The organism is Pseudomonas sp. AE27, from assembly GCF_037113495.1.
In the GTDB taxonomy this organism is placed as follows: Bacteria; Pseudomonadota; Gammaproteobacteria; order Pseudomonadales; family Pseudomonadaceae; genus Aquipseudomonas; species Aquipseudomonas palmensis.
In genome coordinates, this window is sequence record NZ_CP146966.1 from 2,902,576 (window position 1) to 2,915,140 (window position 12,565).

General features: G+C 65.7%; 12 protein-coding genes. 8 read left to right on the forward strand and 4 right to left on the reverse strand.

The window, feature by feature from the left end; translation table 11 throughout:
- Positions 1 to 241: 241 nt before the first annotated feature.
- From ccoG to hemN, 6 genes are all read left to right on the forward strand, one after another.
- On the forward strand, positions 242 to 1,657 hold the full coding sequence (ccoG, locus tag V9K84_RS13225; protein ID WP_058542067.1) for a cytochrome c oxidase accessory protein CcoG: 1,416 nt from the start codon (positions 242 to 244) through the stop codon (positions 1,655 to 1,657).
- Positions 1,658 to 1,669: 12 nt separating this feature from the next.
- Complete coding sequence (locus tag V9K84_RS13230) at positions 1,670 to 2,206, forward strand: FixH family protein (protein WP_043862382.1); 537 nt, start codon at positions 1,670 to 1,672, stop codon at positions 2,204 to 2,206.
- 112 nt (positions 2,207 to 2,318) lie between these two features.
- Positions 2,319 to 4,772: a heavy metal translocating P-type ATPase gene (locus tag V9K84_RS13235; protein ID WP_088515638.1), complete on the forward strand. Its 2,454-nt coding sequence runs from the start codon at positions 2,319 to 2,321 to the stop codon at positions 4,770 to 4,772.
- Positions 4,773 to 4,784: 12 nt separating this feature from the next.
- Entirely contained in the window at positions 4,785 to 5,000 is a 216-nt protein-coding gene (gene ccoS, locus V9K84_RS13240) for a cbb3-type cytochrome oxidase assembly protein CcoS (RefSeq protein ID WP_088515637.1), read from the forward strand.
- Positions 4,993 to 5,676 (forward strand): sulfite exporter TauE/SafE family protein, encoded by a 684-nt coding sequence (locus V9K84_RS13245; protein ID WP_043862379.1) that lies wholly within the window; start codon positions 4,993 to 4,995, stop codon positions 5,674 to 5,676. The genes ccoS and V9K84_RS13245 overlap by 8 nt, the downstream gene beginning before the upstream one ends.
- Before the next feature lie 82 nt (positions 5,677 to 5,758).
- Positions 5,759 to 7,141 (forward strand): oxygen-independent coproporphyrinogen III oxidase, encoded by a 1,383-nt coding sequence (gene hemN, locus V9K84_RS13250; RefSeq protein ID WP_058542025.1) that lies wholly within the window; start codon positions 5,759 to 5,761, stop codon positions 7,139 to 7,141.
- Position 7,142: 1 nt separating this feature from the next.
- Here hemN and V9K84_RS13255 read toward each other — a convergent pair whose 3' ends face one another.
- Positions 7,143 to 7,607: a hypothetical protein gene (locus V9K84_RS13255; RefSeq protein ID WP_043862377.1), complete on the reverse strand. Its 465-nt coding sequence runs from the start codon at positions 7,605 to 7,607 to the stop codon at positions 7,143 to 7,145.
- 159 nt (positions 7,608 to 7,766) lie between these two features.
- Here V9K84_RS13255 and fnrA point away from each other — a divergent pair, with 159 nt between their 5' ends.
- Both fnrA and V9K84_RS13265 read left to right on the forward strand, forming a co-directional pair.
- On the forward strand, positions 7,767 to 8,501 hold the full coding sequence (fnrA, locus tag V9K84_RS13260) for a Crp/Fnr family transcriptional regulator FnrA (RefSeq protein WP_043862376.1): 735 nt from the start codon (positions 7,767 to 7,769) through the stop codon (positions 8,499 to 8,501).
- 54 nt (positions 8,502 to 8,555) lie between these two features.
- Complete coding sequence (locus V9K84_RS13265) at positions 8,556 to 9,104, forward strand: adenine phosphoribosyltransferase (RefSeq protein WP_058542026.1); 549 nt, start codon at positions 8,556 to 8,558, stop codon at positions 9,102 to 9,104.
- Between the two features lie 94 nt (positions 9,105 to 9,198).
- Here V9K84_RS13265 and recR read toward each other — a convergent pair whose 3' ends face one another.
- The 3 genes from recR to dnaX all read right to left on the reverse strand — a co-directional run bounded on the left by recR (position 9,199) and on the right by dnaX (position 12,355).
- Complete coding sequence (gene recR / locus V9K84_RS13270; protein WP_043862374.1) at positions 9,199 to 9,801, reverse strand: recombination mediator RecR; 603 nt, start codon at positions 9,799 to 9,801, stop codon at positions 9,199 to 9,201.
- Positions 9,802 to 9,899: 98 nt separating this feature from the next.
- Positions 9,900 to 10,226, reverse strand: coding sequence for a YbaB/EbfC family nucleoid-associated protein (locus V9K84_RS13275; protein WP_010226011.1), 327 nt, complete (start codon positions 10,224 to 10,226; stop codon positions 9,900 to 9,902).
- 65 nt (positions 10,227 to 10,291) lie between these two features.
- On the reverse strand, positions 10,292 to 12,355 hold the full coding sequence (gene dnaX, locus V9K84_RS13280) for a DNA polymerase III subunit gamma/tau (protein ID WP_054915582.1): 2,064 nt from the start codon (positions 12,353 to 12,355) through the stop codon (positions 10,292 to 10,294).
- Between the last annotated feature and the right edge of the window lie 210 nt (positions 12,356 to 12,565).

Sequence of the window (12,565 nt, forward strand, 5' to 3'; positions counted from 1 at the left end):
ATTGGCGCAGGCCCCTTCTGCCGGCAAGCCGGCCAAGGGGCCGGATCTGCCACCCACGTGACTCAGGTCAATTGACAAGCTCCACTACACTATCGCCCGCCACTAACCAACGCGACCAAAGGTCGCACTGCACCCTGTACCGCAATGACAGGCGTATCATGCGCCCTAGAGCAGCAACAACTTCTGACTGCGGTCGGCATGTACTGGCCGCGGCACTTTTCCACTGCCGTGGGACTCAATGATGAGCAAACAGATTCCAGTACATGACGTCACCCCACCTGCCAAGAAAGATGCCGGCGGCGTCGACCTCTATGCCGCACGGGAAAAGATCTACACCCGCGCCTTCACCGGCCTGTTCCGCAACCTGCGCATGGCCGGCGGGGCCCTCCTGTTTCTGCTGTACTTCGGTACCGTCTGGCTGAACTGGGGCGGGCACCAGGCCGTGTGGTGGAACCTGCCCGAGCGCAAGTTCTACATCTTCGGCACCACCATCTGGCCCCAGGACTTCATCCTGCTCTCGGGCATCCTGATCGTCGCGGCCTTCGGCCTGTTCTTCATCACCGTGTTCGCCGGGCGCGTGTGGTGCGGCTATACCTGCCCGCAAAGCGTGTGGACCTGGATCTTCATGTGGTGCGAGAAGGTCACCGAAGGCGACCGCAACCAGCGCATCAAGCTCGACAAGGCGCCCATGAGTGCCAACAAGCTGGTGCGCAAGCTGGCCAAGCACAGCCTGTGGCTGAGCATCGGCTTCGTCACCGGCATGACCTTCGTCGGCTACTTCAGCCCCATTCGCGAACTGAGCATCGAATTCTTCACCGGCCAGGCCGACGGCTGGGCCTACTTCTGGGTCGGCTTCTTCACCCTGGCCACTTACGGCAACGCCGGCTGGCTGCGTGAGCAGGTGTGCATCTACATGTGCCCGTATGCGCGCTTCCAGAGCGTGATGTTCGACAAGGACACGCTGATCGTGTCGTACGACCCGCGTCGCGGCGAAACCCGCGGCCCGCGCAAGAAGGACATGGACTACAAGGCCAAGGGCCTGGGCGACTGCATCGACTGCACCATGTGCGTGCAGGTGTGCCCGACCGGCATCGACATCCGCGACGGCCTGCAGATCGAGTGCATCGGCTGCGCCGCCTGCATCGATGCCTGCGACACCATCATGGACAAGATGGAGTACCCGCGCGGGCTGATCAGCTACACCACCGAGCACAACCTGTCGGGGCAGAAGACGCACATGCTGCGCCCACGCCTGATCGGCTACTTCGTGGTGCTGCTGGTGATGATCGGCCTGCTGGCCACCGCCTTCCTCATGCGCCCGCTGGTGGGCTTCGACGTGAGCAAGGACCGCGTGCTGTACCGCGAGAACGCCCAGGGCCGCATCGAGAACGTGTACAGCCTCAAGGTGATGAACAAGGACCAGCGCGACCACGTGTACGTGCTCGATGCCTCCGGCCTGCCGGACCTCAAGCTCGAAGGCGCGCGGGAGATCCGCGTGGCGGCCGGCGATATCGTCAGCCTGCCGGTACAACTGTCGATGGCACCGGAAGATCTGCCTTCGACTGCCAACGAAGTCACCTTCACCCTCAAGGACGCCGACGACAACGGCACCCAGGTCGAAGCCAAGAGCCGTTTCATCGGCCCCAACATTCGCTAAGAGAGTAGAGACATGCCTGCAAACGCCTCCAGCCCCTGGCACCACCACCTCTGGCCGTGGATCATCATCGGCGTGCTGGCCACGTCGGTGACCTTGAGCCTGACCATGGTGACCATCGCAGTGAACAACCCGGACAACCTGGTCAACGACAACTACTACGAGGCTGGCAAGGGCATCAACCGCTCGCTGGACCGCGAGCTGCTGGGGCAGAGCCTGAAGCTCAAGGCCAGCGTGCACCTGGACGAGCTGACCGGCGAAGTGGACCTGCGCCTGAGCGGTGACAGCCAGCCGCAGACCCTGGAGCTGAACCTGATCTCGCCGACCCAGCCGGAGAAGGACCGCAAGATCATGCTGACCCGCAGCGAAAGCGAGCCCGGACGTTACCTGGGGCAGTTGAGCGACAAGGTCGAGGGCCGGCGTTTCGTCGAGCTGCTGGGTACCGAAAAGGGCCAGGTATGGCGCCTGTTCGAAGAAGAGCAAGTGGCGCACGACACCACGCTGATGCTGGGTGACGAGGCGCTGCAAGGGGCTGAACACCTCGAGAAATGAGTCGACTGCAATCGCGGGTCAAGCCCGCTCCCACAGGTTTTCGGTGCTCAGACACCCTGTGGGAGCGGGCTTGACCCGCGACAAGGTCACCACCCATCTGCGATAGATAACAATGACCAGCCCCACGCCTTGCTACCACTGCGCCCTGCCCGTCCCGGCCGGCAGCCACTTCACCGCCGTGGTACTCGGCGAACCCCGTGCATTCTGCTGCCCCGGCTGCCAGGCCGTGGCCGAAGCCATCGTCGCCGGCAACCTGGAAAGCTACTACCAGCACCGCAGCGAAGCCAGCGCCAACCCCGACGCGCTGCCCGTGCAACTGGTCGACGAACTGGCCCTGTACGATCGCAGCGACGTGCAGAAGCCTTTCGTGCGCCACACCGGCGAACTCGCTGAAACCACCCTGATGATCGAAGGCATCAGTTGCGCCGCCTGCGGCTGGCTGATCGAAAAGCACCTGCGCAACCTGCCGGCGGTGGCCGAGGCGCGACTGAACCTGTCCAACCATCGCCTGCAGGTGCAATGGGCCGACAGCCAGCTGCCGCTCTCGCAACTGTTGGGTGAACTGCGCCATATCGGCTACGCCGCCCACCCCTACCAGGCCGACCGCGCCGCCGAGCAGCTGGCCAGCGAGAACCGCACCGCCCTGCGCCAGCTCGGCGTGGCCGGCCTGCTGTGGTTCCAGGCCATGATGGCAACCATGGCCACCTGGCCCGAGTTCAACATTGACCTGAGCCCGGAGCTGCACACCATCCTGCGCTGGGTGGCACTGTTTCTCACCACGCCCATCGTGTTCTACAGCTGCGCGCCGTTCTTCAAGGGCGCCGCCCGCGACCTGCGCACCCGCCACCTGACCATGGACGTCTCGGTGTCGCTGGCCATCGGCCTGGCCTACTTCGCCGGCATCTGGACTGCCATCACCGGCAGCGGCGAGCTGTATTTCGATGCGGTGGGCATGTTCGCGCTGTTCCTGCTGGCCGGGCGCTACCTGGAACGCCGTGCCCGCGAGCGCACCGCCGCAGCCACCGCGCAACTGGTCAACCTGCTGCCGGCCTCGTGCCTGCGCCTGGATGCCGACGGCAACAGCCAGCGCATCCTGCTGCGCGAGCTGCAGACCGGTGACCGGGTCCTGGTACACCCGGGCGCGGTGCTGCCCGCCGACGGGCGCATCATCGACGGCCAGTCGAGCGTCGACGAATCGCTGCTGACCGGCGAGTACCTGCCGCAACCGCGCCAGCGCGGCGATGCGGTGACGGCCGGCACGCTGAACATCGAGAGCGTACTGACCGTGCAGGTGCAGGCCCTGGGCCAGGACACCCGACTGTCGGCCATCGTGCGCCTGCTCGAACGCGCCCAGTCGGAAAAACCTCGCCTGGCCGAGATCGCCGACCGTGCCTCGCAGTGGTTCCTGCTGTTCTCGCTGGTAGCCGCCGCGGCCATCGGCCTGCTGTGGTGGGAACTGGACCCCTCGCGGGCGTTCTGGATTGTGCTGGCCATGCTGGTCGCCACCTGCCCCTGCGCACTCTCGCTGGCCACCCCCACCGCGCTCACCGCGGCCACCGGCACGCTGCACAAGCTCGGCCTGCTGCTCACCCGCGGCCATGTGCTGGAGGGCCTGAACCAGATCGACACGGTGATCTTCGACAAGACCGGCACCCTCACCGAGGGGCGCCTGACATTGCGCGCCATCCGCCCGCTGGGGACGCTGGACGCCGACCAGTGCCTGACCCTCGCCGCCGCCCTCGAAAGCCGCTCCGAGCACCCGATCGCCCGCGCCTTCGGGCGCACCATCACGGTCGCCGACGACGTGCAGAGCACGCCGGGGCTGGGTCTTGAGGGGCAGGTGGAGAACCGCCGCCTGCGCATCGGCCAGGCCGACTTCGTGTGCGCCCTGAGCCACAGCGCAGTGCCGGCGATGCCCGATGAACCCGGGCAGTGGCTGCTGCTGGGCGACAGCCACGGGCCGCTGGCCTGGTTCGTGCTCGACGACCGCCTGCGCCACGACGCCGCCGACCTGCTGGCAGCCTGCCGTGCCCGCGGCTGGCAGACCCTGCTGCTGTCGGGCGACAGCTCGCCGATGGTGGCCAGCGTCGCCGCCGAGCTGCGCATCGACCAGGCCGTCGGCGGCCTTCGCCCGGACGACAAGCTGCAACGGCTCAAGGCCCTGCAGGCCAAGGGACACAAGGTGCTGATGCTGGGTGACGGGGTCAACGACGTGCCGGTGCTGGCCGCGGCCGACATCAGCATTGCCATGGGCTCGGCCACCGACCTGGCCAAGACCAGCGCCGATGCGGTGCTGTTGTCCAACCGCCTGGAGGCGCTGGTGCAGGCTTTCGGCCTGGCGCGCCGCACGCGCCGGATAATCATCGAGAACCTGCTGTGGGCTGGCCTGTACAATGGCCTCATGCTGCCGTTCGCCGCACTGGGCTGGATCACTCCGATCTGGGCGGCGGTCGGCATGTCGGTCAGTTCGCTGATCGTGGTGCTCAACGCCCTGCGCCTTACGCGCATCCGCGAGCTGCCTGCCACCGCCCCTATCGTCGACGCCGCAAACCCCGCGACGGCCTGACCCGGAGACCCCATGCCCGCGCTCTACGTCATGATTCCCGCCGCGCTGCTGATCGTCGCGATCGCCGTGTACATCTTCTTCTGGGCCGTGGACAGCGGCCAGTACGACGACCTCGAAGGCCCGGCCCACAGCATCCTGTTCGACGACCAGGACCCCAAGCACCAGGCCGCCCTGGACCAGGCCGAGCCGCGCAAGCCCGACGACAGCGGCACCCCGCCCCATGCTTGACCTGTTGCCGCTGCTGAGTTCAGCGCTGATCCTCGGCCTGCTGGGGGGCGGCCACTGCCTGGGCATGTGCGGCGGCCTGATGGGCGCACTCACCCTGGCCATTCCCAAGGCGCAGCGCAGCCGGCGCTTTCAGCTGCTGCTGGCGTACAACCTGGGGCGCATCCTCAGCTATGCCGCTGCCGGCCTGCTGCTGGGCCTGGCCGGCTGGGCGGTGGCGGGCGGCCCGCTGGCCACCGGCATGCGCGTGCTCGCGGCGCTGCTGCTGATCAGCATGGGCCTGTACCTGGCCGGCTGGTGGAGCGGCCTGACCCGCATCGAAAGCCTGGGACGCGGCCTGTGGCGGCACATACAGCCGGTGGCCAATCGCCTGCTGCCGGTGTCGAGCCTGCCGCGCGCGCTGCTGCTGGGCGCGCTGTGGGGCTGGTTGCCGTGCGGGCTGGTCTACAGCACCCTGCTGTGGGCCGCCAGCCAGGGCAACGCCACCCACAGCGCCCTGCTGATGCTGGCCTTCGGCCTGGGCACCTGGCCGGTGCTGTTGGCCACGGGGCTGGCTGCCGAGCGCACCAGCGCCCTGCTACGCAAGCGCGGGGTACGCGTGACAGGGGGCCTGCTGGTGATCCTGTTCGGCCTGTGGACCCTGCCGGGGCCGCACCAGCACTGGCTCATGGGGCACTGAACACCCGTTGATACAAATCAACACGCCCTGACACAACGCTCCCTAGACTCCGGACACTGCCGCCATTCCAGGGACTGCCACCATGCTCGACGCCCTCCACTGGGACCCCGACCTTATTCGCCGTTACGATCTGGCGGGCCCGCGCTACACCTCCTACCCGACCGCCGTGCAACTGCACAGCCAGGTCGGCTCGTTCGACCTGTTGCACGCCCTGCGTGACAGCCGCCGCGCCGCGCGCCCGCTGTCGCTGTACGTGCACGTGCCGTTCTGCGCTAACATCTGCTACTACTGCGCCTGCAACAAGGTGATCACCAAGGACCGCGGCCGCGCCCAGCCCTACCTGCAGCGCCTGGAGCAGGAAATCCAGCTGATCGCCTGCCACCTGGACCCGCGCCAGACCGTGGAGCAGTTGCACCTGGGCGGCGGTACACCGACTTTTCTCAGCCACGCCGAACTGCGCCAGCTGATGACGCACCTGCGTCAGCACTTCAACCTGCTGGATGATGATTCGGGCGACTACGGCATCGAGATCGACCCGCGCGAGGCCGACTGGTCGACCATGGGGCTGCTGCGCGAACTGGGCTTCAACCGTGTCAGCCTGGGCGTGCAAGACCTCGACCCGGTGGTGCAACGGGCCATCAACCGCCCGCAAAGCCTGGAGCAGACCCGCGCGATCATCGAGGCGGCGCGCACCCTGCAGTTTCGCTCGATCAACCTCGACCTGATCTACGGCCTGCCCAAGCAGAGTACCGAAGGCTTTGCACGCACCGTCGAGGAAGTGATCAAGCTGCAGCCCGACCGCCTCTCGGTGTTCAACTATGCGCACCTGCCCGAGCGTTTCATGCCCCAGCGGCGCATCGACAGCAGCGACCTGCCGGCGCCTGCGCTGAAACTGGAAATGCTGCACAACACCATCGAGCAGCTGACCGAGGCAGGCTATCGCTACATCGGCATGGACCATTTCGCCCTGCCCGACGACGAACTGGCCATTGCCCAGGAAGAGTCGACCCTGCAGCGCAACTTCCAGGGCTACACCACCCACGGCCACTGCGACCTGATCGGCCTTGGCGTGTCGGCCATCAGCCAGATCGGCGACCTGTACTGCCAGAACAGCAGTGATCTGAACGAATACCAGAACACCCTCGGCGCCTCGCAGTTGCCCACCAGTCGCGGCCTGATCTGCAACGAGGACGACCGCATCCGCCGCGCGGTGATCCAGCAGCTGATCTGCCATTTCGAACTGGAGTTCGAGACCATCGAGCGCGCCTTCACCCTCGATTTTCGCGGTTACTTCAACGCGCAGTGGCCTGCCCTGCTGGGCATGGCCAAGGACGGCCTGATCAGCCTGGATGCCAACGGGATCAAGGTGTTGCCGGCGGGGCGCCTGCTGGTACGCTCGGTATGCATGGTGTTCGATGCCTACCTAGACCTGCACAACCGCCAGCGGTTTTCGCGGGTGATTTGAATCAGCCCATCAACTCGAACACCTTCGCGACCTGATCAAGGCTCAGGTTCTCCTGCTTCATGGCCTTGTTCAGGTTGGCGGTGGCGGTGGTGATTGCCCCCGTCAGCGTGGCGATCTCACCCTGCAGCGATGAGACCTTTTGCCGCATCTGCTCGGGGGTCAGGGAGTTGTCTCGCATGACGGCCTGCATCTGCTGCATCTTTTCAGCCAGTTGCTGCTGCAGCTTGCGGATGGTCTTGAGGGTCTGCTGGATGGTCTGGGGCAGACCGCTTTCCTCGATGTCCTTGTTGCCGCCGCTGCTTTTGGACGCCTGCAGGCCCGCCAGGGACAGGTTGACCCTGACCCCCTCCTTGGCAGGAGCCTCGGCCGGTTGGGCGCTCTGGGCACCGTCGACATTGGTCTTGGCGACAGGGGGTTTGAGTTGGGTTGCAGCGCTATTCAGAGGATTTGAATCGATAGAGAGCATGGACAGTCTTTCCTGTTAAGGACACTATTCCAGGTCATCGGCCAAACATCGCCGATCTTGAGCCCAGCACGCACCAAAAGCGCGCACGCTGGCCTGAACCCGGCCGTCTGAGTTACCCTTACGGCTTATGTGTGCTTTCCCCAGAAGGATCGAATGAAAATGTCCGAGCCAGTTAAACTGCGCCCTCACAACCAGGCCCATTGCAAGGATTGCAGCCTGGCGCCCTTGTGCCTGCCTCTTTCGCTGAATCTGGAAGACATGGACGCACTGGACGAAATCGTCAAGCGCGGGCGTCCGTTGAAAAAAGGCGAGTTTCTGTTCCGCCAGGGCGACAACTTCGGCTCGGTTTACGCCGTGCGCTCCGGCGCCCTGAAGACCTTCAGCCTGAGCGACGCGGGCGAGGAGCAGATCACCGGCTTCCACCTGCCCAGCGAGCTGGTCGGGCTGTCGGGCATGGACACCGAGGCCTACCCGGTATCGGCGCAGGCCCAGGAAACCACTTCGGTGTGCGAGATCCCCTTCGAGCGCCTGGACGAGCTGTCGGTGCAACTGCCGCAGCTGCGTCGCCAACTGATGCGGGTGATGAGCCGCGAGATTCGCGACGACCAGCAGATGATGCTGCTGCTGTCCAAGAAGACTGCGGACGAGCGCATCGCCACCTTCCTGGTCAACCTGTCGGCGCGCTTTCGCGCACGCGGCTACTCGGCCAACCAGTTCCGCCTGAGCATGTCGCGCAACGAGATCGGCAACTACCTGGGCCTGGCGGTGGAAACCGTGTCACGGGTGTTCACGCGCTTCCAGCAGAACGGCCTGATCGAAGCCGAAGGCAAGGAAGTACGCATCATCGACCCGATTCAGCTGTGCGCCCTGGCCGGCGGCTCGCTGGACAGCTGACACCTGGCGCAGCAGGTATACTGGCTGGCGTTTGCCCTTCAGGATACCTGCCCCATGCCGACCGATGCGTTCGACCTCAAATCCCTGATCCGCCCGGTAACGGACTTTCCCAAGCCGGGGGTGATCTTTCGCGACATTACCCCGCTGTTCCAGTCCCCTCGGGGCCTGCGCCACGTTGCCGACCAATTCATCGAACGCTATGTCGAGGCTGACTTCAGCCATGTCGGGGCGCTGGATGCGCGCGGCTTCCTGATCGGCTCGATCATTGCCCACCAGCTCAACAAGCCGCTGATCCTGTTTCGCAAGCAGGGCAAGCTGCCGGCCGATGTGCTGGCCGAGGGTTACCAGACCGAATATGGCGAGGCGTTTCTGGAAGTGCATGCCGACAGCCTGTGCGAGGGCGATGCGGTGCTGATCATGGATGACCTGATCGCCACCGGCGGCACCCTGCTGGCAGCGGCCAAGCTGATACGGCGCATGGGGGCGGCCGTGTTCGAGGCGGCGGCGATCATCGACCTGCCGGAGCTGGGCGGCTCGCAGAAGCTGCAGGCGGCAGGGGTGCAGACGTTCTGCCTGACCGAGTTTTCGCTCAGCGAATATTGAGCGCGCACTGACCCCTTCGCCAGCAAGGCTGGCTCCTACAAAGGCCGCATGCTCTTGTAGGAGCCAGCCTTGCTGGCGAAGGGGCCCCGCACGGTCACAGCGTGATCGGCTTGCGCCCCGCGAACGAATGCGCCAGCGTTCCGCCATCCACCAGTTCCAGCTCCCCGCCCAGCGGCACACCATGGGCGATGCGTGAAGCCACCAGCCCCTTGTCCGCCAGCAGCTGCGCGATGTAATGCGCCGTGGCCTCCCCTTCCACCGTGGGGTTGGTGGCCAGGATCACCTCGGTGAAGCTGCCCTGCTCGGCAATGCGCGCCAGCAACTGCGGAATCCCGATGGCCTCCGGCCCCAGGCCGTCCAGTGGCGACAGATGCCCCTTGAGCACGAAGTAGCGGCCGCGATAACCGGTCTGCTCCACCGCGTACACGTCCATCGGCCCCTCCACCACGCACAGCAGGGTGTCGTCACGCCGTGGATCGGCGCACTGCGGGCACAGCTCCTGCTCGGTCAGGGTGCGGCACTGACGGCAATGCCCCACCCCCTCCATGGCCTGGCTCAACGCCTGGGCCAGGCGTACGCCGCCGCTGCGGTCACGCTCCAGCAGTTGCAGGGCCATGCGCTGGGCAGTTTTCTGACCCACACCCGGCAGCGTGCGCAAGGCGTCGATCAGTTGGCGAATCAAGGGGCTGAAGCTCATGGTAAAAGGCCTGGCAGATCATCGGTTGAACGGAAAAACGACGATGGGAGCGACAACCGAATGGCTGTGCTCCCACCGAGGGTCACGCAGGCAATGCCTCAGAACGGCATCTTGAAGCCCGGCGGCAGTTGCATGCCGGCGGTCATGCCACCCATCTTTTCCTGGCTGTTGGCCTCGACCTTGCGCACCGCATCGTTCACGGCCGCTGCGATCAGGTCTTCCAGCACTTCCTTGTCTTCCTGCATCAGGCTGTCGTCCAGGCTGATGCGCTTGACGTCATGGCGACCGGTCATCACCACGCTGACCAGGCCGGCGCCCGATTGGCCGGTCACTTCGGCGTTGGCCAGCTCTTCCTGCATCTTGGCCATTTTTTCCTGCATCTGCTGTGCCTGCTTCATCAGGCCGGCCATGCCACCTTTCATCATGGGAATCACCTCGGTATCAAGTTACTTGGCACACCGCGGCAGACCGCGGTGCTGGGGTAAACGGATTAGTCGCCCTGGGCCACCAGGGCGTCGACAGGTTCAATAGTATCGTGACGCACGGTGGCGCCGAACTGCTGGATCATCTGCTGGATGAACGGATCGTTCTCGATCGACGCCTCGGCCTCGCGCTGACGGTCGGCACGCCTGCGCGACGCGGCCTGGGCCGGGGTTTCCTGCTCGGGGCGGATCAGCTCGATGCTCAGGTTCAGGGTACGCCCAAGGTGCTGGTTGAGCGCATCGTTCAGGCGCCGCTGCTGGGTGGCGTTGAACAGGGCGCTGTGCGCCGGGTCCAGGTGCAGCAGCCAGTTGTCACCGTCCATCGCGATCAGCGTGCAGTTGGCGGCGATGCTGGCGGTCATGCCCGAAATCGGCAGCAGCGGGAACATCTCCAGCCATTGCAACGCCAGGCCGGTGGCCGGTTGCGCGGCAGGCTCTGGCTCGGGCTCCGGTGCAGGCTCCGGCGCGGTCTCGCTGGCCAGCTCGTCCAGGTAGCTGTAGCCCACCGGGTCGATTTCGGCGTCGTAGTAATCTTCGTCCAGCGGTGGCTCGTCGTCGCGCTCCATGCCCGCCGGGCTATAGCTGGCGTGGTCGGCGATCGGTGGCTCATCGTGATGCGCGATGGCCGGCGCGGGCGCGGCTGGCACGGGCGCAGCAATCGCCTCGGGTTCAGGTTCGGGCTGCGGCTCGGGTTCCGGCTCGGGTTCAGGCGCCGCAGCGAGCTCGGGCGCAGGCGCGGCCGGCTCGTTCCAGGGCAGGTCGACCTCGGGCACGGGCGGCTCGGCAACCTGCGCTTGCAGCACTGGCGCAGCCTGCACCGGCGGCTCGGGTTCGGGCTGCGGGCGGGCAACAGGTTCGGCAACTGGCGTGGGCACGACCGGTGCAGCCACCACCGGCGCGGCGACCGCTGCCACCGCGGGTGGGGAGTCAGCTGTGGCCTGGCTGATCCCCGTCGACTTTAGCGTCGGTGTCGGCGCATCGACGGTGTCGGCCGGGCGGAACGCCAACATGCGCAACAGCACCATCTCGAAGCCGCCACGCGGGTCGGGGGCCAGCGGCAGATCGCGCCGGCCGATCAGGCCCATCTGGTAATAGAACTGCACATCTTCGGCCGGCAGAGCGCCGGCCAGCGCCAGCACGCGGTCACGATCACCCTGGCCGTTGTCCACCGCCTCGGGCAGCGCCTGGGCCACCGCCACGCGGTGCAGCACATTGAGCATTTCAGACAGCACACCGTTCCAGTCCGGCCCCTGCTCGGCCAGGTGCCGCACGGCTTCGAGCAGGGCCCGTGCGTCCCCTTCGAGCAGGGCCTGGAGCACGCCATAGACCTGGCCGTGATCGAGGGTGCCGAGCATGGCGCGCACATCCGCCGCCAGCACCTTGCCTTCGCCAAAGGCGATGGCCTGGTCGGTGAGGCTCATGGCATCGCGCATCGAACCGTCGGCGGCGCGACCCAGCAACCACAGGGCGTCGTCTTCGAACGGCACGTTCTCGACCCCGAGCACATGGCTCAGGTGCTCGACCACCCGCTCGGGGGTCATGTTCTTGAGCGAGAACTGCAGGCAGCGCGACAGGATGGTGGCGGGCAGCTTCTGCGGGTCGGTGGTGGCAAGAATGAACTTGACGTAGGGCGGCGGCTCTTCAAGCGTCTTGAGCAAGGCGTTGAACGAGTGGCTGGAGAGCATGTGCACTTCGTCGATCAGGTAGACCTTGAAGCGCCCGCGGCTTGGCGCGTACTGCACGTTGTCGAGCAGCTCGCGGGTATCCTCGACCTTGGTGCGGCTGGCGGCGTCGATCTCGATCAGGTCGACGAAGCGCCCCTCGTCGATCTCGCGGCACACCGAACAGGTGCCGCACGGTGTCGAGGTAATGCCGGTTTCACAGTTGACGCATTTGGCGATGATGCGCGCGATGGTGGTCTTGCCCACCCCGCGGGTGCCGGTGAACAGGTAGGCGTGGTGCAGCCGCTGGTTGTCCAGCGCGTTGATCAGGGCCTTGAGCACATGGGTCTGGCCGACCATTTCGCGGAACGAGCGCGGACGCCATTTACGTGCAAGAACCTGATAACTCATCGAAAACCGTCGGATAGATAGACCAAAGACCGCTAATCCTAGCGGAGCAGGGGCAAAAATGCATCCGCCGTGCATGGGCACGCCGGCCAGTCACCGTTGATCGGACAACGGCCCGGGCTGGCCGGTTGCCTGTCCTCTGACTGAACACGCGCCAGGCAAAGCTTGGTAACCTATGTGCCAATCGTGAAACAAACTGATATATGTCAGCAC